This window comes from Deinococcus taeanensis (genome assembly GCF_020229735.1).
Taxonomy (GTDB): Bacteria; Deinococcota; Deinococci; order Deinococcales; family Deinococcaceae; genus Deinococcus; species Deinococcus taeanensis.
On the sequence record NZ_CP083456.1, the window covers coordinates 363,821 to 386,857 of the forward strand.

Consider the following 23,037-nt stretch of genomic DNA (forward strand, 5'->3'; position numbering starts at 1 on the left):
CCGGCCGCACGGCTGCCCTGCCTGCTGGCGCCTCACTGGCGGTCAGCGGGGCGCTGCCCGTGCAGGCGTGAACGCTGACCACCACTGCGGGCCTGACGTCCGGCGGCGACGCCGGGCGCCCTGCCGGGCCGCCCTGGCCGGGCAGGCCCGCGGGCGCTCACCTGGGGCGGAGAATCCTCAATGCCGGCTCACCCGGACGGGCCAGGCGGCGGACTAGCATGCCCGTATCCGCACCGCCCACACCCATGACCCCTCGCAGGAGGACCGGATGACCGCAGACCCCGCTGTTTCCCCTCAGTCCCAGATCAACGCCACCCCGTACGCCTCGCCGGAGTACGACGTGCCGGCCATCATGGCCGCGCTGTACGGCGACGGCATCCTCGGCCTCAAAGGCGCCTTTTCGCGCGAGTGGGCGGCCCGGCTGGGGGAGGAGCTCGCGCCGCTCTACCAGCAGGCCCTGGCCCGTCCAGGCGGCGCGGTCGGGCGCGGCACCAACCGCCACTACGTGGAGATTCACCCGCAGGACATCAGCGGCTTTCTCGACCTGATCACCCACCCGTGGGTGCAGACCGTGTGCGCCAGTGTGCTCGGCCCGGACTACAAGATTGTCGAGATCGGCTTCGACGTGCCCAATCCCGGCGCGCGCGACCAGCCGTGGCACCGTGATTTCCGCGCCGGGAAGGAAACGCTCGTCGACCGGCGCCTGAATTCCCTGGCGTTCAACCTCACCACCGTGGACGTCGAAGAGGACATGGGGCCCTTTGAGATTGCCCCGGGCACCCAGTGGGATGACCCCACCGACTACGATCACGGCATGTTCCCGCCGGTGGCCCTGTTCCCCCGGTACCAGGCGCTCGCACAGCGCAAACTCCCGAAAATGGGTGACATTTCGGTGCGCAGCGCCCTCACCATTCACCGCGGCACCGCCAACGTCAGCGACAAGCCGCGCCCGGTGCTGGTGCTGGGCGTGGACGCGCCGGGCGCCGGTCACGATGAGTTTCACGACCTGCAGTTCACGCGGGCGTACTACGAGCAGCTGCCGGAGTCGGTCCGGGCGCACCTGATCTGCCGGGTGGTGGATGAACTCGAACCGATTGTTCAGGGCCACACCATCGAGGGCCTGATGATGGGAGACGCCTGAGCGCATGCGTGATTTCAACGACGTGGTGGCCCACCTCGGCGCGCAGGCCGTGCCGGGGCGTCTCGCGGCGCTGGAAGGCGGCCGCGGCGTGATGCGCGTGACGCTGCGTGACCCCCTGACGGCCCTGGCCCCCGGTACCGAGTGCGTGCTGGAAATGCACGACGGCGCCCGGTTCCGGGTGTCGGTCACGGAAGACCTCGGCGGGCACGCGCGCGAGTTCCGGATGCAACTCCTGGGCCGCGCCTGACACCGGCCCGCGCGCACTGGCTGACGGCAGGCCGCGTCGGCGGAATCCGCCGGACCTGAACAGCGCCCGAGCGAGCTCTTTGTAAACGAACGCTGTGCATGAGGTCCTCCGGCGCCGGGTTAGCTTGAACCTTCCAGGTACCCCAGCCACCAAGGAGGACTTCTGATGATTCAACGCACACTGCTCGCGGGCGCGACCGCCGCACTGACCCTGCTCTCCGTCGGTCACGCCGAACTGGCAGACATCAAAAAACGGGGGGAACTGCGCGTCGTGATGAGCGGCGAGTACCCCCCGTTCTCACAGCCGGGCCCCAACGGCGATCTGGTGGGATTCGACGTGGACGTCGCGCGCGAAATAGCCCGCCGTCTGGGCGTGAAGGTCCGCATCACCAAAACGGAATTCCCCTCGATCATCGCCGGGCTGCAGGCCGGACAGTTTGATCTGGCGGTCGCGTCGCAGAGCAAGACGCCGGAACGGGCGCGCGCGGTTGATTTCCTCAGCCAGCCGTACTACTACGACGGGTTCCAGCTGTTCGTGCCGGCGTCCTCGAAAGCAGGCAGCCTCGCGGCCCTCGGGAAAGCGCCCGTGGCTGTGGCGCAGGGCACGGTGTTCGAGAAGTTCCTCCGGGACCGCAAGTACCCCACCATCGCCACGTACAGCGGCGAGCAGGAAATCTTCCTGGCGCTCGCCGCTGGCCGCGCTGCCGGGATGATCACCACCCGGACGGTGGGCAACATGGCCATCAAGAACGGGCAGAAACTGCGGGCCAGCGGCCCGGTGCTTCAACAGGACAACCCGTACATCACCCTCGGGAAGAACCAGCCGCAACTGAAAAAGGCGGTGGAGCAGGCCCTCGCGGCGATGCGCGCCGACGGCACGCTCAAGCGGATCAGCGTCAGGTATCTCGGCGCGGACATCACCACCCCCGGGAAGTAAGGGCCTGAGCCGCTGGCCGCACGACGCTCCGTGCGGCCAGCGTCCTGGCCCGGAGGAGCGCGCTCATGTGGGCTGATGTGTTTACGCCGGATACGCTGCGCGCCCTGTGGCGCGGCACGCAGCTGACCCTCTCGCTGACGCTGCTCTCCAGTGTGTTCGGGCTGGCGCTGGGCGCGCTGGCCGCGCTGGGCCGGCTGTCACGGGTCAAGGCCCTCAATCTGCTTGCCGGGAGCTACATCGAGACGTTCCGCGGCACGCCGCTGCTGGTTCAGCTGTTCTTTCTGTTTTTCGCCGTGCCGCAGCTTGTCCCGCAGGCGAGGCTCTCCCCGTTCAACACGGCGGTCGTGGGCCTGAGTCTGTTTGCCGGCGCGTACGCCGCCGAGATTCTCCGGAGCAGCCTGAACGCCGTGGCCCGCGGGCAGGCGGAAGCCGCCCGGGCCCTCGGGCTGCGGCCCTGGGACATTCTGCGGCTGGTGCTCGTACCGCAGGCCGCCCGAACCGCGGTGCCGGCGCTGGGCAACCAGTTCATTGGCCTGCTGAAGGACTCCAGCCTGGCCAGCGTGATCACGGTGACCGAGCTGCTGCTGACCACCCGCGGGCTGGTGTCGGTCACGTATCAGCCCGTGCCGCTGTACCTGGCGGTCGGGCTGATTTACTTCGTGCTGTCCAACGTGGCGGCGCGGCTGTTCCGGCAGGTCGAGCGGCGGCTGGACCGGCCGTACCAGGCGGGCGCGCAGCGCTGAAGCCGGGCACCCGGCGCGCACCTCGCCGGACCGGACCTGGGCCGCCGGGTCCGCCCCCTGAGCGCGCGGCCAGGGGTGCTGATGGGAACGGCAGCGGCGACGCTCAGCAATTGCTGAACGCAGCTGCGGACCAGCCGGGCGGCGCGGGCTTTAGGGTGAAAGGCACCATGTCAGGCTTAAGGCGCGCTCCCGGCTCTTGCTTTCCATTTCACGCACTCACGCGGGCCTGTCCATGAGGGTGCTGGAGCGGGCGGTGTACCGCGGACCGCACATCTACGCCCTGACGCCCATGATCCGCCTGGCCCTGCAGCTGGGCGAGGCGGGCGGCTGGCCCGCGGCGCAGGTGCGCGCACTGGGCGGGCGCGTTCAGGCTGCGCTGGACGCCCTGGCGCTCGGGTCGCTCCCTGACCCGGGGGTCCCGGCGCCGGAAGCGGTGACCCTGGGCGACCTGATTCAGGACACGGCGCTGGCGCTGCAGCGGCGCGCCGGGGCCGTGGTCACCGGGGGGCTGAGCCGGCCGGTGACCGGGACGCCGGACGTGGTTCAGGTGCTGTTCGAGTACCACAGTGAACCGGCCGGGCTGCTGGCCGGCGGCCTGGCCCTGGCGCTGATCGACCGCCTGCTGACCGGCGGCGGGCACGGTCCCGTGGGCCTGGACCTGGTGACGGGCGAGCCCGGCGCCGGGCTCACGGCCGACCTGCCGGGCGCCTTTGGCCAGCTGCGGCGGCACGTGCGTGACGCCACGCCGGACCCGGTCACGGCCGCACTGCTGGACGAGGCTCACCGGCGCGACATTCCGGTCAGCTGGTCCGGTGGGCTGGGCGCGGTGGTGCTCGGGCAGGGCCGCCACACCCGCCGGCTGCTGGGCAGTCTCACGGGCGACACGCCGCACCTGGCAGTGGTGACCGCGCAGGACCTCCCAGCGGCCCGGGAGCGGCTCGAGCAGCTGGGCGTGCCGGTGCCGGACGGCCGGGTGGTGCGTTCAGCCGAGGACGCCGCGCGCGCCGCGCGGCGCCTGGGCGGGCGCGTGCTCGTCCGGGCCCTGGGGCCAGCGGCGGGCCGCGGCGCTCCGCACCCGCTGGCGGGCGAGGAGGTGGTCCGCCGGGCGTTCGAGCAGGTGGCCCAGCGTCCAGGGGCGCAGGGTCCAGCGGCGCTGGTCGAGGAATGCCTGCCCGGCGTGCTCCACCACCTCCTGGTCGTCGGGGGAGAAGTCGCCGGCGTCCGGGAGGCCCGTGAAGGCCAGCGGGACGCCGCGCCCTCACCCGCCTTGAGCGGGAGGCCGGACCCCGGCGCCGTTCATCCTGAGAATGCGGCCCTGGCGCGCACTGCGGCGCTGGCCCTGGGCCTGGACACCGCTGAAGTGGACCTCGTGGCGCCGGACCTGCGCCGGAGCGTCCGGGACACCGGGGGCGGGATTGTGGCGCTGCGGGCCGGTCCGGACCTGGGGCCCTACCTGGCGGGCCCGCCGGCCTCGGCGCGCCGGATCACCGGGGCGGTAATGGACCGGCTCTACCCGCCCGGCGCGCCCAGCCGGGTGCCGCTGGTGGCCCTGACCGGCACGAACGGCAAAAGCACCACGGCGCGCATGGCGGCGCATGTGCTCGGCGCGGCGGGGGAGCGGGTGGGACTGACCACCACCAGCGGCGTGTACGTGGGGGCCAGGCGCATCTATACCGGCGACGCGACCGGCCCGCGCAGCGCCCGGATGGCGCTGCGCCACCCGGAGGTGACGGCCGCGGTCCTGGAAACGGCGCGCGGCGGCCTGCTGCGGGAAGGTCTGGGCTTCGGGCGGTGTGACGTGGCGGCCGTGCTGAATGTGGACGCCGACCATCTGGGCCTGGGGGGCATCGAGACCCTCGAGGACCTGAGCTGGGTCAAGTCCCTGCTGGTGCGGGTGGTCAGCCCGCACGGACTGACGGTGCTGAACGCCGACGACCCCCTGACCCTGCGGATGAACGCGCAGTCGGCCGCGCCGGTGGCGCTGTTCAGCCTGGCGGGCGATGACCTGCCGGCAGCCGTGAACGCGCACCTGGACGCCGGCGGGCTGACCGTGCTGCGCCGCAGCGGGCCGGACGGCGACGAGATCGTCGTGGTGGAAGGCGGCCAGGAGAGCGTGCTGATGGCGGCGGCGGCCATTCCCGCGACCCTCGGCGGGCAGGCACTGTTCAACGTCGCCAACGCCCTGGCGGTCACGGCCATCTGCCGGGGGTTGGGCGTGCCGCTCACCGTGATCCGTGAGGCGCTGCAGTCGTTCGGCACGGGTTTCGAGCAGAATCCGGGCCGCATGAACGTCTTTGACGGGCATCCCTTCCGGGTGATTCTCGATTACGCGCACAACCCGGCGGGCCTGCAGGCCCAGGGGGCCGCGCTCCGGCACCTGCGGCCGGCCGGAGCCCGCCTGATCGGAATGGTGAGCATTCCCGGCGACCGCCGCGACGAGGACATCCAGACGCTGGGAGCCACGGCGGCCGGCATTTTCGATGACCTGATCTTCCGGGAGGGCAGTGACGGCCGCGGCCGCCCGCGCGGCGAGGTGATGGCGCTGCTGCGCGCCGGCGCCCTGCAGGCCGGCTTTCCCGCCGCCCGGATTCAGCTGGTGCTGGAAGAACGGGACGCGGTCGAAACGACGCTGCGCGCGGCTCGTGCCGGTGACCTGGCGGTGATCATGCCGACCGACGTGGACGGAGTCTGGCAGCAGATCCTCAACTACCAGCCGTCGCCGGAGCAGGGCGCGGCCGGGCCGGGCTGAATGCCTCACCCGGCTCTGAGGCCAGCCGGCGCCACGGATAATGGCGTCATGCCGCCCTGTCTCCCGCCTGCTTCCCCGTTCCCTCACTGGAGCGCGCCGTGACGGCCGCTTCCTTTGACACCCTGCCCCTGAAGGCCAGCCTGCGCGCCACGCTGCCGGCGCTGGGGTACCACACCATGACGCCCATCCAGGCGCAGAGCCTGCCGCACGTGCTGGCGGGGCGGGACCTGATCGCGCAGGCCCGCACCGGCAGCGGCAAGACCGTGGCCTTCGGGCTGGGGCTGCTGCAGCGGCTCGACCCGGCGCGGCCGGCAGTGCAGGGCCTGGTGCTGTGCCCCACCCGTGAACTCGCCGATCAGGTGGCAGCCGAGGTGCGGCGCCTGGCGCGCGCGGAAGGCAACGTCAAGGTGCTGACCCTCACCGGCGGGATTCCGCTGCGGCCCCAGGCGGCGTCACTGGCACACGGCGCGCACGTGGTGGTCGGCACGCCCGGGCGCCTGCGCGATCACCTGAGCCGCGGCACGCTGGACCTCACGCAAGTGCGGACCCTGGTGCTGGACGAAGCGGACCGCATGACGGACATGGGTTTTTACGACGAGATTCACGGCGTCGTCCGGGCCTGCCCCCCGGAGCGTCAGACCCTGCTGTTTTCCGCCACGTATCCCGACGACATCCGGGAGGCCACCGCCGCCTTCCTGCACCGCCCGGTGGAGGTGCGGGTGGACGCGCAGCCCACCAGTGACCGGATCGAGGAGCGCTTTTACGAGGTGGAGCCGCGCGGGCGCGACGCGGCGGTCGGGCGCCTGCTCGGGCACGTCCAGCCGGGCTCCGCGCTGGTGTTCTGCAACACCCGGGCGCACTGCCAGGCGCTCGCCGCCCAGCTGCGGGCGCAGGGCTTCGACGCGCTGGCCCTTCACGGCGACCTGCACCAGCGCGAACGCGACGAGACGCTCGAGCAGTTCGCCAACCGCAGCTGCGCGGTGCTCGTCGCCACGGACGTGGCCGCGCGCGGCCTGGATATCGCCCAGCTGGACGCCGTGATCACCGCAGACATGTCCCGCGACCCGGACGTGTACATTCACCGCGTGGGCCGCACCGGACGCGCCGGTGAGAGCGGCCTCGCCCTGACGCTGTGCACGCCGGACGACCGGCCCTTCGTGCAGCTGCTGGAGGACCGGCGGGGGGCGCCCGTGGCCTGGCACGACCTCAGTGCGCTGCGCGCAGGCGGCGCCCGTCCCGCGCCGATGGTCACGCTGTGCATTCTGGGTGGCCGCCGGGACAAGCTCCGGCCGGGCGACGTGCTCGGCGCCCTGACCGGCGAAACCGGCCTCAGCCGCACCCAGGTGGGCCGGATCACGGTGTCCGGCAGCGTCACCTACGTCGCCGTGGACCGCGCGGCGGCGCCGGCGGCGCTCGGACGGCTGAACGGAGCGGCGCCGGCAGGGTCCGGCGCGCTGAGCATCAAGGGCCGGCGGTTCCGGCTGCGGCCCATCACGCCGCCTGTGGCGTGATGGGCCGCCCGGCGAACCTGCGCGGGGCCGTGCCGGGTCTCAGGGCCGCAGCTCGCCCGGATGCGGGTAGAACACCAGGGAAACCGGCAGGAACGACCCGCCCGTCGGAATGAAGCTCATCTGGAAGGCCCTGGACGGCGTGCGCCACAGCACGAACGGCGCGTCGCCGTTGGACAGCACGCCGGAGCCCGGAATGCGCAGCACCTGACGGTCCGCGCCGTCGTCCACCACCAGCCCGCCGCGGTACGGCCCGCCGCGCGGCACGAAGGTGGCCACCGTGCTGGTGCCCGGCACGGTGTTCTCCACGGTGATGTCGTACTGCACGCCGTAGTTGCCGCTCAGGCGCTGCGGCGCGCCGGTCAGGACGTCCACACCGCTCAGGGCCGGGTCACTCTGGCTGTCACCCAGCGTGACCCGCGCCGGGGCGGCGCCCAGGCGGACCGTCAGGCTCCGCACGGCGCCGGGGAACGTGCCGCGTTGATGCTGGGCGTCCGGGGCCAGCACCGGCAGAGCCCGCAGGGTCTCGTCGGTCAGCGGCTGCCCGTCTTCGAGCATCACGACACTCAGGTCCGCGTCCCCCGACACCTGCAGGTCCAGCAGGACCTTCGCGCCCTGCTCCGGCGCGAGCGGCGGACTGGTGTACAGCGCCGTGACCCCCTGGGCCGGCAGGGGCTGCGGCGCGCGGCCCGCGCCGGTCATGAAATCCAGGACGCTGACCTGCCCCAGCACGCTCTCGATGCCGGTGCCGCCCGCGCTGCCTTCGCGCAGCACCTCCACCGAGGCGCCGGCGCTGCGTGCGCGCGCCAGCACGTACAGGCGCGCCGGCCGGCCCAGCCGGTTAAGGTGGTACGCCACCACCCGCACCCGCCCGGACGCCCGGTCCTGGTACAGCACGCCGCTGCGCGACGGCGCTTCCGGGGAGTCACTGAACAGCAGCGGATAGGACGCGCCGGGCCGCGTGGTGGGCAGCAGGGCCGGGTAGGCCGGGTTGCGGGTGTCCTGGAAGGTCGAGCCGAGCGGGGCGTAGCGCAGCGCGTAGGACAGCGGCGTGTTCACCGGCGCGCCCTCCACCCGGATGACGCGGGCGTACGGCGCACTGACGCGGCCCTTGCTGTTCGTCACCACCAGCGTGATCCGGTGCTCACCCGGCGTGAAGAACACGTCGTTCATGCCGTCCCACTGGCGCGCGAGGTTCAGTCCGTCCGGGTCGAACGAGAAGTCGGTGTACGTCACCCGTTCCCCAGGCGCGTACACCGCCTTGTTGGTGGCGAACCGGGCCTCAGGCACCCCGCCAGGTGTGGACTGCGCCGCCGAGGCCGGGGCGGGGGAACTGCGGGGTGCCGGGACGGGCGTGGGCGGGGCGGGCGCCGCGGTGGCCGGCGCCGCGCCGGCGGGAACGCCGGTGATGGCGACGCCGCCCGGCCGGACGAGCACCTGCCCGTCCAGGGCGTAGGCAAGCAGTTTGGCGTCCACCAGCGCCTCGCCGCCTGGCGTGATGACGAGCGGCCCGGCGTAGGGCACCCCGTCGATGGTCATGCTGCGGGTCCTGAGCTGCACGACCAGGCGGCCCACCTGCACCAGAGGGCCGCTCACCTGCGCCGGGCGGCCGAGCAGCGCCGCGGTTTCCTGCAGGGGCAGCAGCACCGTCTCCCCGCTGACCTGCGGAGCGGTCCGCAGCTGCACGCTGCGCCCACCGAGCGTCACGCTGCCACTGGGGGAGACGAGCAGGTCGGAGGCGGCCAGACCGGGCGCGGAGAGAAGGCTGAGCAGGGCGAGGGCACGGACAGTCCGGAACAACGTCACGGGGCCCAGTATGGCCAGGGCCACCTGACGCGAACCGCGGTTCCCGCGCCGGTTCTTCAGGCAACCTTAAGCCTCGGCCACCGGCGGCAGTGACGCCCCGGGGCACCTGTCAGGCCGGTCAGCGCTTCACCGGCCGGTTCGCGGCGACACTCATTTTCCCGGCCGCGTACAGGCGCGCCGTTTCCAGCCCCCGGATGGACTGTTCGGCGGCATTGGTGTGGTTGCGCAGCGTCCAGGCGGTTCCGGCTGCGTCCCGGACCACCACGCCCGGTCCGTCCGCCGCGGGCGTCCAGCGGCCTGTCGTGACCTTGCCGCCGGCCTTCCAGAGGGACGTGCCGTCCGCATTGACGCGCAGCGCCTCACTGGCCGCCGCGGACGAGGACTCGCGGTCCACGTCGGTGCCCGCCACGCGCGTGTTCACGGCCATCACCTCGCCCAGCCGCCAGTCGCCGACGAAAAAACCGGTCCAGTACCCGCTGCGCGCGACATGCGCCACCTCACCCCACGGATAGTCATCGCGCCAGGTGGGCTGATCGTGCTGGGCGATCAGGGACTTGCGGTCCTGAAGGCGCACCTCCTGCACCACGCCGCGGCGCCAGCCGGTGGGGGTCCAGAACTGCACGGCCTCACCCACCCGGAAGTGCCCGGCCGCCGGCCACCGGGTCTTGTCCGTCCAGGGCCGTGCGCCGGCCGCGGCCGGCACCGCCGGTTTCGGTGCGGCCGCCGGCGCAGCGGGCTTCGGCAGCGGGGTTTTCAGGGGCGGCGTGCCCGCGGTGGCCGGGCCCTGCCGGGCAGCGGCCGCTTCGAGCAGCGCGGCCATGCGGCGGTCCCCGAACAGCCGGGCGCGGTCCAGCGCGGTGCGCCCCGCGTCGTCCTTCAGGGTCAGGTCCGCGCCCCGGTCAATCAGGAACTGGGCGACCCCATACTGGCCGTTGGACGCCGCGCCCATCAGGGCCGTCTGCCCGCCGCCCGGCAGCTGGTCATTGATGTCTGCCCCCTGCGCCAGCCAGGTCTTCAGCTCGCTGAGGGACCCGCCGCTGGCGTCCCGGAACATCCGCCCTGCGAGTTCCTGCAGGTCTGCGCCCTGGGCACCCACGGGCAACCCCGTCACCCCGAGTATCAGCGTCATGGCCCATCCCGCCACTACCTGCCCCGTCATGGCTGCAGGCTAGCAAGCAGCTGGCCGCTCTGCGTGCGGCCCTCACCGGAGGCCTGGGTGGGCCGCGGGTGACAGGTGTCACCTCACGCGCCTGACACCCTGCACTGGGGCGGGCGCGCTTCATCCGGCAGGCTGAACGCATGAACGCGATCGAGCTGAACCGGGTAAGCAAGACCTTCGGGCGGGTCACGGCCCTCGCCGACCTGACGCTCAGCGTCCGGGCCGGGGAACTCACGGCGCTGCTCGGCCCGAACGGGGCGGGCAAGACCACGGCGATCAGCCTGATGCAGGGCCTCGCCGCACCCAGCGCCGGCGAGATCAGGGTCCTGGGCGGCGACCCGCGCCGCGGCGCGGTGCGCGCCCGGATCGGCGCCATGCCGCAGGAAAGTGCGCTGCCCCCGGCCCTGAAGGTCAGGGAAGCGGTGGCGCTGTTCGCGTCGCTGTACCCCGCGCCGCTCAGCGTCTCCAGTACGCTGGCCCTGGCGGACCTGGACAGCGTGGCGGAGCGCCGCGCCGGCGCGCTCTCCGGTGGACAGAAGCGGCGCCTGGCGTTCGCCCTGGCGGCGGTGGGCAACCCGGAGGTGCTGCTGATCGACGAGCCCACCACCGGCATGGACGCCCAGAGCCGCCTGGCGTTCTGGGACGCCGTGACGGAGCTCAAGGCCGCCGGGCGGACCATCCTGCTCACCACCCACTACCTCGAGGAAGCGGAGCGCGCCGCGGACCGGGTCGTGGTGATGCGGGCCGGGCAGGTGCTGGCCGACGGTACGCCCGAGGCCCTGCGGGCGCAGGCGGGCGGCGCGCGCGTGCGCTTCGCAAGTGATTTGGTGCTCACCGAACTGCAGCGGTTGCCGGGCGTGGAGAGCGTCACGGTGGACGCCCGCGGGCACGCGGAGCTGCGCACGGCCACGCCGGAAGCGCTGCTGCGCGCCCTGTACGCCCGCGACGTGCCCTTCACGCACCTGGAAGTGACGCGCGCCAGTCTCGAAGACGCGTTTCTGACCCTGACCGCCCCGGCCGGACCTGCCGGGAAGGACGTGACCGCATGACCCGGACCCTCCGCACCGACCTGCCCGCCCCCGTGACGACCGCGCGTGCGCCGCGCCTGAACGCGCTGGTTCAGGTGACGCGCGCCGAACTGCGCCGCATGCGGCGCCATCCCATGTTCGCGGTCGGCACCATCGGCTTTCCGGTGCTGTTCTTCGCGCTGTTCGGCCTGAGCGCCGTGAACGACACCACCGCGGCCGGCCTGAAGGTGGGGCCGCTGATCCTGGTGAATTTCGGCGCGTACTCGCTGCTGTCTCTGGCCATGTTCTCGTTCGGCGCGGCGGTCGCGCTGGAACGCACCGGCGGGTGGCTGCGGCTGCTGCGCGCCTCACCACTCCCGGCGGGCGTGTACTTCGCGGGCAAGGTCATCGCGGCCCTGACCTTCAGCGCCCTGAGCCTGAGCGTGCTGTACGCCTTCGCGCACTTCGCCGGAGGCGTGACCCTGCCGGCCGCCACTGCGCTGCTGCTGCTCGGAAAGCTGCTGCTCGGCATGGTGCCGCTGATCGCCCTGGGCCTGAGCATCGGGTTTCTCGTGGCGCCCACCGGGGCGCAGGTCGCCGCGAACCTCGTGAGCGTGCTGATGTCCTTCGCGTCGGGGCTGTTCACGCCGCTGGACCAGCTGCCTTCGTTCGTGCGCTCGGTCGCGCCGTTCCTCCCGGCCGCCCACCTCGGGGCCATTGCGCGCGGCACGGTGGCCGGGCAGACTGCCGGCGAAGCCGGACACTGGCTGGCCCTGCTGGCGTTCACGGTGGTGTTCGGCGCGCTGGCCGCCTGGGGTCTGAAACGCGACGAGAGCCGCGAGGTGTGAACGAGCGGGCAGGACCGCACCTGCGGTCCCGCCCGCTGCGCCGTTCAGGCATGCTGTTCGCGAGGAGGTGACCCGTGACGCAGCGTGATGGTCCTGCCCGCCGCCCAGGCCGGACGGGACGCGCCCGGTGGTTCTGGGACCTGTTCCCCGTGCTGTGGCTGACGTTCCTGGCCTACCCGGTCCAGGCTTTCCTGGACGCGCCGCACCTCCCGCACGAGACCGCGGTGTTCTGGGGCCTCAACGCCCTGTTCACTGGCGTGTTTCTGCGGGTCTTCTGGGGACCCCCCGACCCCCGCTGGAGTGTGGGCGGCTGGGCACTGAGCGCCGCGACGTACAGCCTGCTGTTTCCGCTGGCGCCCGGCGGCGCGGGGGCGTACCTGATCTACGGCGGCAGCCTGATCGGCTTCCAGCCCAACACGGCCCTCGCGGCGTGGCTGGCGGTCCTGAACGTCCTGCTGATGCTCATCCCCTTCTGGAACGGCACGTACGGTCAGGGCGACCTGGGCTGGCTCGCCCCGAACCTGCTGTTGACCCTGGTCGCCGCGTACGGCAGTCACGGCGCCTACCGCCAGCGCGTGGCGAACGCACAACTCGCGCAGGCGCGCGCAGAGCAGGAACGGCTGGCGGCCGAGGCGGAACGTGAACGCATCGCGCGTGACCTGCATGACCTGCTCGGCCACACCCTGAGCGTGATTGTGCTCAAAAGCGAACTGGCCGGTAAACTCGCCGGACGTGACCCGGCCCGCGCCGCCGCCGAGATCCGCGAGGTGGAACGCATCAGCCGCGAAGCGCTGACCGAAGTGCGCGCCGCCGTCAGCGGGTACCAGGGCAGTGGCCTGAACGCCGAACTCGCCCGCGCGAAGGTGGCCCTGGACGCCAGCGGCGTGCGCCTCACGGTGACCAGCCGCATCCCGGCCCTGCCGCCCGCCACGGAAACCGCCGCCGCGATGCTGCTGCGCGAAGCGGTCACGAATGTCGTCCGGCACGCCCACGCCCGGGAAGTGACGGTGAGCTTGACCCCCGCCGGCCGGGGCGGCTGGCAGCTGATCATCCGCGACGACGGTGTGGGCGGCAGCGGTCCTGAAGGCACCGGCCTGACCGGCATGCGCGAGCGCCTGCGGGCGCTGGGCGGCAGCCTGCACCGCGACGGCCGCCGCGGCACCACCCTGACGGCCACCCTGCCCCCGAAGCGCCGCGACGCGCGGGCGGTTCCCTGGTGACAGCATGACCGGGCGCCCAGAGACGCTCCTGGGGAGGAGCGCGTGATCCGCGTGCTGCTGGCCGAAGACCAGGCGCTGGTGCGCGGCGCGCTCAGCGCGCTGCTGTCCCTCGAAGGCGACCTGGCGGTGGTGGGCGCCGCCGCGGACGGTGAGGCCGCGTGGGAGGCCGCGCTGACCCTGCGGCCGGACGTGCTGGTCACCGACATCGAAATGCCCCGCCTGAGCGGCCTCGATCTGGCAGGCCGGGTGCAGCGGGACGCGCCCGGCACGCGCGTGGTGATCGTCACGACCTTCGCGCGGGGCGGCTACCTGCGCCGCGCGCTGGACCTCGGCGCGCGCGGGTACCTGCTCAAAGACGCGCCAGCCAGCGAACTCGCCGAGGCGATCCGGCGCGTGCATGCCGGCGGCCGGGCCATTGATCCTCACCTGGCAGCCGAAGCGTGGGGCGAGTGTGACCCGCTCACTGAACGGGAACGCCAGGTGCTGCGCGCCGCCGAAACCGGCGCGAGTACGGCAGCGATGGCCGCCGCGCTGGGCCTGTCTGAAGGCACCGTGCGCAACTACCTGTCCGGGGCCATCGGAAAGCTGTGCGCCGACAACCGCGTGGAAGCGGCGCGCACCGCCCGCGAGAAAGGGTGGCTGTGACGGCCCGGCACGCGGCGCTCCTGACCCGGCCTGGGCGCAGGCCGCGCCTGCTCAGCTGAACGAACGCGCAACACTTCCCCGGGCGGTATTTAGGCCCTCCACAGGAGAACGACAGCAAGCCGCCGCACACTTGGGTCGTTCGGGCGGACCACCGGTTCCCCGGCCGTGATCCGGGCGCAGGTCAGCTGCACCTGCCCCGTCCATCCTTCAGGAGGTGCTTCATGAACGTACACAATCTTGCTGCGGACGCCAAAAAGACCATGCACCGAACGGAGCAGCCCGCCGAAATCAGCCCCCGCGTGATCAAGACCCTCGTCAAGGAACAGGCCGCGCTCAGCGCCGCGCTGCAGCGGCAGTCCCAGGACCTGACGGGACTGAGACAGGACCTGCGCGACCTCTCGCGTCACCGCGGCGGCTTCCCGTGGGGTCTGGTGCTGATGGCCGGCGGAGCGTACGCCGCGTACCGCTACATTCCCGCGGTGCAGGAACGCGTGCAGGGCCTGATGAAACGCATGAACCCGGGCGCCGAGGGGAACCTCACCCGGGCCGGCGACGCCGCCCGGTCGGCCGGACAGGACCTCATGCAGGGGCAGAATCCCAGTGACGCGATGCACCGCGCGGGCGGCGAGATGCGCCGGGCCGGCGAGAAGACCATGGACGCCGTTCAGGACCGGGCCAAGGACCTGAAAGAAGACGTGGCGGACCAGGGCCGCCGCGCGAAAGCCTGAGTGCCCGGACGCCAGGAGTCTGCGCCCTGACTACCCGTCAAAACTAGGCATGAGGGCCTGAAGTGCGCGCCAGGACGCAGGTGACGGGTGGAGCAGGAGATCCTGGAGATGATCGAGGCCCAGTCGGAACACGGACACCGCACGGTGTCCGTGTTTCTTGCGTTTCACGAGCTGCCTGGTGGCCAGGAGCTGGCCCGAGGTCGCACAGAGCTTCACCTCCGGTCGGAGGACTCATCTGACCTTCAGCGATCATGGAGCGTAACAACGGCCTGCCAATCGATGGCCAGGGTGATCGCTGGAAGGTTCACAAAAGAAGCTCGATCAGTGAGAGTGGTGTGAAATCAAGTGAGATTCGATTTGTGAAGCTAAAATATCAATGAAGTTCTGTTGCCACACTTGCGGCCACGTTGCACGTAATTAACGGATACATTTCTTTTGTTTGGAACCGTTCCGTCCATCTTTAATTTTTACGTGCGAGGATCTCAAGCAGGAGAGCATATGAATAAAAAGACATGGCTTGCCGTTTTGCTCTCCGTCACCCTCGCTGCCTGTGGAACAAATGCAACCCCTGAAGTTCTGAACACCACAGCGTCTCATCAGAGAGTTGTTCCTGGCACCGAATATACAGATGCTGATCTCATCTGGCCTGAAGGCACATCTTCTTCAGACGAGAAAGGATTGATTGTTCCACAGCAAATCAACTGACAGGCCCATTGCTATACTTCTACGTCCTGGCAAACCAATTCGGGTTGTACGGCAACTCAACGCGACTTGGTTGATTATGTCGGCTATGTCTACCGTGAGGTTAGAAATGGTGGTGGTGCATACAACATCACAATCGGAGCAACATACAAAAATGGCACCGTAGTCGTGACGGTCAATGGAAGCGCAAATGACATCACGAAAGCCCTTGTGCGTCAGACCGCTGCAAATTCGAGATGGGGCTATCTGGCTGCTGCGGGATATGATCATGCTGAAACGGCGCTCGCCAAGGCCTTTGGTCCCTCTGCAACTGGGGATAAGCGTGATATAGGCATTAGCAATCCTGCTGGACCCTGCGATACCTGCAAGGGCACACTTGCCAACACTGCATATGTCACCTTCTACAAAGACTGGATGTGGTGAATCGCTTTGTTGGAGAAGCCAGTCGGAGAAGGTTGAGGAGCTCTCTTGGATACTGCGGCAATCTATAACTTTCTTTCTCTTCAAAATTCGGGCAACTTGAGCGCGCTCTTCGAGGGTTTTCGGGTTGACGAAAATCGAGAGCAAACGACTCAAGAACTCGCCGCAGACTTAGTCGCTGGCAAAGTAGATGTTCACAGTGTTCCAGTCCTGATCGATCTCATTATGACGCCAAGAGACTCGATTTCTCATAGAGCAGTGCGGTATCTCTTGAGGCAGAGCAATGACAAGATTATTCTCGACAAAGTGCTCTGGAATTTAGAGGGCTATGCAATTGAAGGTTACACGGAAGACCTGATCAGTTTGTATAAGCGCTCGCAAGAGCCTTTGGTAAAATTAAAAATCCTCTTCTGCTTTTTGCAATCATTCGACCATCAAGAACATGTCTTTGTCAATGATCATAGAAATGATACAGCTTACGTCGAGGAATACGGTATGACTATAGAAGAGGTCTTAAAGCGGTAGTGTCCTCGGCAGCTGACTACCAGTCAAAACTCGTGAAGCAACGGAAAAGTCGGCTCGTGTAGCGTGTTTTCTGCGATGAAGACACGACCGAGCCGACACCCACACGATACCGTGCAGACCGCCTTGCGGTCTGCTTTTCCCATCGATGCGCGCCGCCTCGAGGTGCTGGCGGCGCTGATCCTCGCGATGATTCAGGCGCGCAGCGTCGTGCTGTACACGCTGAAGACCCATGTCGACTTGCCCGGCTCGCTGGAGACGCGATACCAGCGCCTGCGGCGCTTTGTCCGCTTCGCGTTCCCTGACCATTTGTTTGCGCGCTTTGCCTTGTCCTTCCTCCCGGAGGGCGAGCTGCATCTGATTCTGGACTGCACCAACTGGAAATTGGGCAAGCAGGATATCAATATTCTTCTCCTGTCAGCGGTCTGGGACGGGTTCAGCCTGCCGCTGATGTGGACCCTGCTCCCCCACGGGGGGAGCAGTTCGCAACAGGTGCGTGAATCGCTCCTGACCCGATTCCTTCAATGCTGCCCCGAGCGACGCATCGGGCGCCTGCTGGCAGGGGCGGCGAGTTCATCGGCAAAACGTGGTTCGCGTTTCTGGACGCGCACGGCATCGCGCCTTGTCTTCGTCTTCCAGCCACAGCCACCATCGGAGCTGGCAACCTGCCGGTCTGGGCCTGCTTCAAAAAGCTCCAGATTGGCGAGCTTCGCCGCTGGCACCGCCTCATGGTTATCTCCGGCGTGTCCTTGCGCCGGTGTGCCACCAAGAATGCGGCGGGCGAGATCCTGTACCTCGCCTATCGTGGCTACGCTTCGGTGAATCTTCGCCGGTATGCGCAGCGCTGGCAGGCGGAGAACCTGCACTCCGCCCTCAAAACCAGAGGCTTCAATCTGGAGGACACCGGCCTGACGCAGGCGGAACGTGTCTCAACTCTGCTTGCCTGTGTGTCCGCCGCCTTCATCTGGGCCTGCGTCACCGGTCAGGTCCTGGCCGCCAAGCAGCCCGTGAAACGCAAGCCACACGGACACCGTGCGGTGTCCGTGTTCCGATTGGGCCTCGATCATCTCCAAGATCTCTTACTCCACCCGTCGCCTTCGTCCTGGCGGGCATTACGCACCCTCATGCCCAGTTTTGACTGGTAGTCAGGTCTGCGCCACCAACGAACCACCGTGAGCCGGTGCCCAGCGAAGACTGTTCGCTGGGCACCGGCTGCTGTCTGGTGCGGGACCGCTGCTCGGTCGGGCGGGGACTGCAGGACGCTGAAGAGCACTGACGACGCGGAGAGACAGTTCCAGGGGACTCAGGTCGTGTTTCCCGGTCCGGGGGAGAAGTGCGAGCCGGCTGGCAACGGCCTGTCCCCGATCTCCCGCAGTGCCGGGGGCAGGAAGTCGCGTGTCGCCCGGTTGCTGGCGTGCGCTTCACCCGGCCCTGAACGGCGTGGCCGGAGAGAGGGCGCACCGGGCGGCGCGCCCCGCCCGGCCGGCCGGGTCAGCAGCTCAGGTCAGCAGTCCAGGCAGACGAGCGGGGCCGGTGACGGCGCCGGCGAACCCGCGGTCACCGCGGTCAGGCTGCCGATCATGGCAAGCAGAACCAGCAGCAGGCGGGCGCGCAGGGAACGGAACATAGGTCACAGTAACAGACGAGCCCAGCAGGGCGATCCTGCCGCCGGGACGCCGCAGCCTGAAGGTCACACTGGCCCCCGGGCCCCCAGCCGGTCCGGCAGGGCAATCAGCAGGCGCGCGCCCGTCTGACCGTCGCTGCTGGCCGACACCTGCCCGCCGTGCCGGGCCACGATGCGGCGCACGTTGGACAGTCCGATCCGCTCCTCGGCTCCCGCCACGGCGGGCGGAACCTGAAACACGTCGAAGATGCGCGTGGCCTGGGCGTGCGTCAGGCCGCGCCCGTTGTGCTCGACCCAGGCCACCACCTCCTCGCCCCGCACTTCCCCGCCCACCCCAATGCGCGCGTCCGCCTGATCCTGGGTGGCGTCCAGGGCGACCGCGAACAGTTCCGTGAACACCAGCCGCAGCAGCAGCGGGTCGCCCAGGACGCGCGGCAGGGGGCCAACGGACCAGGCGACCTTGCGGCCCCGGACGAGGGGCTCGAGGTCGCTGCGCACCTGCACCGCGAGCTGGAACAGGTCGAGCGGCTCTTCCCTGAGTTCCCGCCGCTCCAGCGCTGCGAGGTGCCGGAGCTCGTCCATGCGGTCTCCCACCCGGCGGGTCTCCTCGCGCACCTGCTTGAACAGCCGCCGGGTCCGGTCATCCACCTGGCTTTTGAGGCGCCCTTCGAGCAGGCCCACGAAGGCGTTGACCCGGCGCAGCGGTTCGGTCAGGTCCCGGGAAATGCCGATGGCGTACGCGCGCAGCTCAGCGTTGAGGTCCTGCAGGTCGCGGGTGCGTTCCAGGACCCGCCGCTCCAGCGTCCGGGTCGCTTCGTTCGCCTTGGCCTCCAGCGCCTTGCGCTCGGTGATGTCGGCAAAGTACACCGAGAGGCCCTGCGCGGTGGGGTTGATGGTGATGGTGATCCAGAAGCCCGTGATCGGGGACTGGGCCTCGAGCCGCACCACCTGCCGCTCCCGCGCGGCGCGCAGGTGCGCGTGGTAGGGTTCGCTGCCGACCGCCTGAGGAAACTCCGTCCAGTACACCTTGCCCAGCAGGTCCTCGCGTCTGCGCCCCCAGAACGCCTCGGCGCGGCGGTTGACGTACGTCAAGCGCCACGCCTCGTCAACGGCGTAGAACGCGTCACTGATGCTTTCAAGGATGTCTACCTGTGCCTGCTGCTGCGAGACCACCCGCGCGTGCTGCACGGACCGGTCCAGCGCGGCGGCGCACTGCAGGGCCAGAGTCACCAGGAACTGCTGCTCGGCGGGCGTGAAGACGTGCGGCTCCTGAAAATCCAGGACGAGCACCCCGAGCGCCTGGCCGTCAAGCAGAATCGGCAGCACGGCGCTCGCGACCGGGCCGACCGCGCCGGTTTCCTCCTCAAGCTGCGGGTAGAGCCGTTTGAGGTCGTCTGAATTCCCGAAGAAAAGCGGTTCCTGCCGGCGGATGGCGTCGGTGGCCGGCAGTGAGCGGTCCAGGGGGCCGTCCTGCCAGATGGTCACGGCGTCCTCGGCGTACCCCTGGCGGGTGATCAGCTTCAGCTGGTCGCGCCGCGCGTTGATCAGCAGCACGGCGCCCGCGACCGCGCCGAGGGACGAAATGGCGGGGCGCAGGATGATATCCGTGACGACTTCTTTCGGCTGGACGGGCCCCAGGGCCCGGCCCACGGCAAGCAGTTCATCACTGAACATGGTGCGCGCCTGAGGGTGAGCCATTGTGCCAGCGTAGCCGCCCAAGAGGCAGGCTGGACTGCTGAAACATCACGGCAGGTTCATCAAACCCCAGTGGCCGGGGCTGGGTCGCCGCTCCGGGGGGACGCGGTCAGCGTCCGCGCGAAGCGGCGGAGGCAGCGCCGAGCGGCGACGAGTCGAGGTGATCCAGCCAGTCTTTGGGGCTGTCGTACACGGCGGCCGCTCCTTCGAAACGGTGGTCGCCGCCGCAGCGCAGGGCCACGCTGTCCACCCCGGCTTTCTGCGCACTCTGCACGTCAAACGGTGTGTCGCCGACCATCAGCACCTCGTGCGGGTGAAGACCGAGTTTCGTCACAGCCGCCTGCACGATGTCCGGTTCAGGTTTGGAGGCCTCCACATCCGAGGCGGTCGTGTACGCCGTCAGCAGGTCGTCGGCGCCCGCGATCTTCAGGAGTCCCTGCACCAGCGCTTCGTCCGCGGAAGTGCCGACGATGAGTTTCAACCCGCGGGCCTGCAGCGCCTCGAGCAGAGGCCGCACGCCAGGCTGGGCCTGAAGGTGCGGGAGTTCCTCGTCCTGAAAGTGCTGTTTCCAGCCGTCGCTCAGCGCCTCGTAGCGCGCGTCGCCCTTCCTGATACCGGTCAGGCGGGGAATCAGCTGGTCTCCGCCCATGCCCATCAGGGGCCGCACCTGCCCGAACTCCAGGTCAAAGCCCTGGTCGGCGAAGGCGCGCACCCACGCGCGGGTGTGGGCGTCGTTGCTGTCGACCAGAGTGCCGTCAATGTCGAGAATCACGCCGCGGTAGGGGGACATCCGTGCAGGGTAGGCGCCGCCTGGAGCGCGCCTGTAAGAAGTGCGTGGACGGAGCTTCATCTCCTGCAGACCCTGCGGGGCGCCGGCTGAACCTGCTCGTCGGGCCGGCTCAGGCGAACGGCGGCTGAACACCGGCCGCGTGGTTCTGCGCGAGCCGCGCCCGGACGAGGGGCGCCACCTCCTGGCCGAGCAGATCAATGGCGCGCAGCATGCGGCCGTGCGGCATCAGGACGTTCGTCATCTGGAAGGTCAGCCGGTCCACGCCGCCCAGAACCGCGTTCAGGTGCAGGACCTTGTCCGCCACGTCCTGCACGCCGCCGATCAGGTACGCGCCGGCCGGCCCGCATTCCGCGTCGAAGCGGGCGCGCGATGGGGGCGCCCAGCCGCGTTCCCGGCCGATGGTGTCGAGCATGCGGGCGTACCCCGGATAGAAGGCGTCGCGCGCAGCCTGCGCCGTGGGCGCCACGAAGCCGAAGGCATGCACGCCCACGCGCAGGGTCTGTGCCGGGTGGCCGGCGGCGGCGCCGGCCTGGCGGTACAGGTCGACCAGCGGCCGGAAGCGCCGGAAGTCCCCGCCGATGATGGCGACCATCAGCGGCAGTCCGAGGGTGCCGGCCCGCGCGAAGGAGGCGGGTGTGCCGCCCACGCCGATCCAGATGGGCAGCTGCGCCTGCTGCGGGCGGGGGTACACGCCCTGGCCGGTGAGCGGCGCGCGGAAGGTGCCCTGCCAGTGCACGTGCGTGTCGGCCCGCAGTTTCAGCAGCAGGTCGAGTTTCTCGGCGAACAGGACGTCGTAGTGGTGAAGGTCGAGGCCGAACAGGGGGTAGGCTTCCGCGAAGGAGCCGCGGCCGACAATCATTTCCGCGCGGCCCCGCGAGAGAAGGTCGAGGGTGGCGTACTGCTGAAAGACGCGGACGGGATCGTCGGCCGACAGGACCGTGACGGCGCTGTTCAGGCGGATGCGGGTGGTGCGTGCGGCGGCGGCCGCCAGGATGACGGCCGGGGCGGCGTCGAGATATTCGCGCCGGTGGTGCTCACCGATGCCGAACGTGTCGAGACCGGCGGCGTCGGCGCGTTCGATTTCCTCGATGAGGTGGTTGAGGCGGTCGGCGCCGGAGAGGGTCTGGCCGGTGGTGGGGTCGGTGACGGTGGCGGCGAAGCTGTCGATGCCGATGTCCATGGGATCTCCTGCGGGTGTACTGGCGGCAGGATTCTCCTGCCTGACCTTGACTGGATTTCACTTTAGCACTAAAGTGAACAGGGGAGGCAACCGCCCCCTCCGCGCCCGCCCGGCCTCACCCTGCCCGCTTTGCACACCAGGCGCAGCGCTCACCCGGACTGTTCACCCGCGCCGGGAACCGCGTGAAAGTGGCCCTCACCGCCCGCCCCCTGAGGCCGACATGATGCCCGACGCCCCTACTGCACTGCCCCGCCTGGCCCCGCCCGGCGTCGTTCTGAACACCGACGTTCTCATCATCGGCGCCGGCCAGGCCGGCCTGTCGGCGGCCTACCACCTCCAGCAGCTCGGCCTGCACGCGCAGGAGCAGTTCGTTGTGCTCGACGCCGCCGCCGCACCGGGCGGCGCGTGGCAGCACCGCTGGCCGGGCCTGACGCTCAGCACGGTCAACCGCCTTCACGACCTGCCGTTCGCGCGCACCCTCGGCCGAGGCGAAACCACCGCGCAGGCCAGGGTCGCCGTACCCCGCTACTTCGCGGCGTACGAGGAGACCTTCGCCCTGCCGGTCATCCGGCCCGTACGGGTCCGGCGGGTCAGCGACCGCGGCCCACGCCTGCACATCGAAACAGACCGCGGCAACTACGCGGCGCGGGGGCTCATCAACGCCACAGGCACCTGGGAAGCGCCGTTCATTCCTGAGGTGCCCGGCGCCGGGCGCTTCAGCGGCGAGCAACTACACACCCGCGATTACCGTGCCGCCACTGACTTCGCCGGCCGGCACGTCCTCATCGTGGGCGGCGGCATTTCCGCCCTGCAGCTGCTGGACGAGGTCTCACAGGTGACCACCACCTGGGTCACCCGCCGCCCGCCGCTGTTCCACGCGGGCGCGTTCGATGAGGCCGCCGGACGCGCCGCCGTGGCGCTCGTGGAGGACCGGGTGCGGCGCGGGCTGCCCCCGCAGTCGGTGGTGTCCGTCACCGGACTTCCCGTGACGCCCGCGACCGAGGCGATGCGCGCCAGGGGCGTCCTGACCCCCCAGCCGATGTTCAGCGAAATCACCCCGCACGGCGTGCGCTGGCCCGGCGGCGGCGCGCTGCGCGCCGACGTGATTCTGTGGTGCACCGGCTTCCGCAGCGCGCTGGACCACCTCGCGCCGCTGAACCTGCGCGGCCCCGCAGGCGGCGTCCACATGACCGGCCGGCTCGCGACCCAGGTGGCGCGGGACCCGCGCGTTCACCTCGTCGGGTACGGCCCGTCGGCATCGACCATCGGCGCCAACCGGGCCGGCCGCGCCGCTGCCACCGAACTCCTGGCCGTCCTGAACCGCTCCACCGCCTGAGCGCGCCAGGACCACCGGCGTCCTGGCCGGG

The 23,037-nt window shown here is 70.0% G+C and carries 21 protein-coding genes and 2 pseudogenes; 16 read left to right on the forward strand and 7 right to left on the reverse strand.

The features are described from left to right. The first annotated feature begins 268 nt into the window (after positions 1-268). The 6 genes from LAJ19_RS15380 to dbpA all read left to right on the forward strand — a co-directional run bounded on the left by LAJ19_RS15380 (position 269) and on the right by dbpA (position 7,327). The gene (locus LAJ19_RS15380; RefSeq protein WP_225523389.1) at positions 269-1,141 is read left to right on the forward strand and encodes a phytanoyl-CoA dioxygenase family protein; all 873 of its coding nucleotides are present in this window, start codon (positions 269-271) and stop codon (positions 1,139-1,141) included. Between the two features lie 4 nt (positions 1,142-1,145). Continuing rightward, the gene (locus tag LAJ19_RS15385; protein ID WP_225523390.1) at positions 1,146-1,388 is read left to right on the forward strand and encodes a hypothetical protein; all 243 of its coding nucleotides are present in this window, start codon (positions 1,146-1,148) and stop codon (positions 1,386-1,388) included. A gap of 165 nt (positions 1,389-1,553) precedes the next feature. Continuing rightward, positions 1,554-2,324 carry a transporter substrate-binding domain-containing protein gene (locus tag LAJ19_RS15390; RefSeq protein ID WP_225523391.1) on the forward strand — a complete coding sequence of 257 codons (771 nt, stop codon included), beginning with the start codon at positions 1,554-1,556 and terminating at the stop codon, positions 2,322-2,324. Positions 2,325-2,389: 65 nt separating this feature from the next. After that, on the forward strand, positions 2,390-3,067 hold the full coding sequence (locus LAJ19_RS15395; RefSeq protein WP_225523392.1) for an amino acid ABC transporter permease: 678 nt from the start codon (positions 2,390-2,392) through the stop codon (positions 3,065-3,067). Between the two features lie 232 nt (positions 3,068-3,299). Further along, the gene (locus LAJ19_RS15400; protein WP_225523393.1) at positions 3,300-5,816 is read left to right on the forward strand and encodes a Mur ligase family protein; all 2,517 of its coding nucleotides are present in this window, start codon (positions 3,300-3,302) and stop codon (positions 5,814-5,816) included. 98 nt (positions 5,817-5,914) lie between these two features. Further along, positions 5,915-7,327 (forward strand): ATP-dependent RNA helicase DbpA, encoded by a 1,413-nt coding sequence (dbpA, locus tag LAJ19_RS15405; RefSeq protein ID WP_225523394.1) that lies wholly within the window; start codon positions 5,915-5,917, stop codon positions 7,325-7,327. Between the two features lie 39 nt (positions 7,328-7,366). Here the strand turns inward: dbpA and LAJ19_RS15410 are convergent, their stop codons facing one another. Both LAJ19_RS15410 and LAJ19_RS15415 read right to left on the reverse strand, forming a co-directional pair. After that, positions 7,367-9,130 carry a hypothetical protein gene (locus tag LAJ19_RS15410; RefSeq protein ID WP_225523641.1) on the reverse strand — a complete coding sequence of 588 codons (1,764 nt, stop codon included), beginning with the start codon at positions 9,128-9,130 and terminating at the stop codon, positions 7,367-7,369. A 118-nt stretch (positions 9,131-9,248) separates the two neighbouring features. Continuing rightward, entirely contained in the window at positions 9,249-10,289 is a 1,041-nt protein-coding gene (locus LAJ19_RS15415; RefSeq protein WP_225523395.1) for an ankyrin repeat domain-containing protein, read from the reverse strand. Between the two features lie 140 nt (positions 10,290-10,429). On the opposite strand from LAJ19_RS15415, the gene LAJ19_RS15420 reads away from it, so the two are divergent. The 5 genes from LAJ19_RS15420 to LAJ19_RS15440 all read left to right on the forward strand — a co-directional run bounded on the left by LAJ19_RS15420 (position 10,430) and on the right by LAJ19_RS15440 (position 14,737). Continuing rightward, positions 10,430-11,338 carry an ABC transporter ATP-binding protein gene (locus LAJ19_RS15420; protein ID WP_225523396.1) on the forward strand — a complete coding sequence of 303 codons (909 nt, stop codon included), beginning with the start codon at positions 10,430-10,432 and terminating at the stop codon, positions 11,336-11,338. Next, a complete protein-coding gene (locus LAJ19_RS15425) occupies positions 11,335-12,144 on the forward strand; it encodes an ABC transporter permease (RefSeq protein WP_225523397.1) in 810 nt (269 codons plus the stop codon). Before LAJ19_RS15420 ends, LAJ19_RS15425 begins: the two co-directional genes overlap by 4 nt. Before the next feature lie 74 nt (positions 12,145-12,218). After that, complete coding sequence (locus tag LAJ19_RS15430; protein ID WP_225523398.1) at positions 12,219-13,364, forward strand: sensor histidine kinase; 1,146 nt, start codon at positions 12,219-12,221, stop codon at positions 13,362-13,364. 42 nt (positions 13,365-13,406) lie between these two features. After that, entirely contained in the window at positions 13,407-14,009 is a 603-nt protein-coding gene (locus LAJ19_RS15435) for a response regulator transcription factor (RefSeq protein ID WP_225523399.1), read from the forward strand. A 221-nt stretch (positions 14,010-14,230) separates the two neighbouring features. Continuing rightward, positions 14,231-14,737: a hypothetical protein gene (locus LAJ19_RS15440; RefSeq protein ID WP_225523400.1), complete on the forward strand. Its 507-nt coding sequence runs from the start codon at positions 14,231-14,233 to the stop codon at positions 14,735-14,737. A 30-nt stretch (positions 14,738-14,767) separates the two neighbouring features. On the opposite strand, the pseudogene LAJ19_RS15445 reads toward LAJ19_RS15440, so the two are convergent. Next, positions 14,768-14,929, reverse strand: a pseudogene (locus LAJ19_RS15445) (IS4 family transposase); the annotation flags it as partial. A 306-nt stretch (positions 14,930-15,235) separates the two neighbouring features. Between LAJ19_RS15445 and LAJ19_RS15450 the strand changes: the two are divergent. The 4 genes and pseudogenes from LAJ19_RS15450 (at position 15,236) to LAJ19_RS15465 (ending at position 17,526) form a co-directional block, all read left to right on the forward strand. Then, positions 15,236-15,442, forward strand: a complete 207-nt coding sequence (locus LAJ19_RS15450) for a putative periplasmic lipoprotein (protein ID WP_225523401.1) — start codon at positions 15,236-15,238, stop codon at positions 15,440-15,442. Between the two features lie 66 nt (positions 15,443-15,508). After that, positions 15,509-15,862 (forward strand): hypothetical protein, encoded by a 354-nt coding sequence (locus tag LAJ19_RS15455; protein ID WP_225523402.1) that lies wholly within the window; start codon positions 15,509-15,511, stop codon positions 15,860-15,862. Positions 15,863-15,907: 45 nt separating this feature from the next. After that, the gene (locus LAJ19_RS15460) at positions 15,908-16,384 is read left to right on the forward strand and encodes a hypothetical protein (RefSeq protein ID WP_225523403.1); all 477 of its coding nucleotides are present in this window, start codon (positions 15,908-15,910) and stop codon (positions 16,382-16,384) included. 75 nt (positions 16,385-16,459) lie between these two features. Continuing rightward, positions 16,460-17,526: pseudogene (locus LAJ19_RS15465) on the forward strand (IS4 family transposase). A 359-nt stretch (positions 17,527-17,885) separates the two neighbouring features. On the opposite strand, the gene LAJ19_RS21725 reads toward LAJ19_RS15465, so the two are convergent. From LAJ19_RS21725 to LAJ19_RS15480, 4 genes are all read right to left on the reverse strand, one after another. Next, positions 17,886-18,008, reverse strand: a complete 123-nt coding sequence (locus LAJ19_RS21725) for a hypothetical protein (RefSeq protein ID WP_255639857.1) — start codon at positions 18,006-18,008, stop codon at positions 17,886-17,888. Between the two features lie 63 nt (positions 18,009-18,071). Beyond that, positions 18,072-19,703, reverse strand: a complete 1,632-nt coding sequence (locus tag LAJ19_RS15470; RefSeq protein ID WP_225523404.1) for a sensor histidine kinase — start codon at positions 19,701-19,703, stop codon at positions 18,072-18,074. Between the two features lie 106 nt (positions 19,704-19,809). Continuing rightward, entirely contained in the window at positions 19,810-20,490 is a 681-nt protein-coding gene (locus LAJ19_RS15475) for an HAD family hydrolase (protein WP_225523405.1), read from the reverse strand. 109 nt (positions 20,491-20,599) lie between these two features. Then, positions 20,600-21,670, reverse strand: coding sequence for an Atu2307/SP_0267 family LLM class monooxygenase (locus LAJ19_RS15480; protein WP_225523406.1), 1,071 nt, complete (start codon positions 21,668-21,670; stop codon positions 20,600-20,602). A gap of 223 nt (positions 21,671-21,893) precedes the next feature. On the opposite strand from LAJ19_RS15480, the gene LAJ19_RS15485 reads away from it, so the two are divergent. Then, positions 21,894-23,006, forward strand: coding sequence for an NAD(P)-binding domain-containing protein (locus LAJ19_RS15485; RefSeq protein ID WP_225523638.1), 1,113 nt, complete (start codon positions 21,894-21,896; stop codon positions 23,004-23,006). Positions 23,007-23,037: the final 31 nt, after the last annotated feature.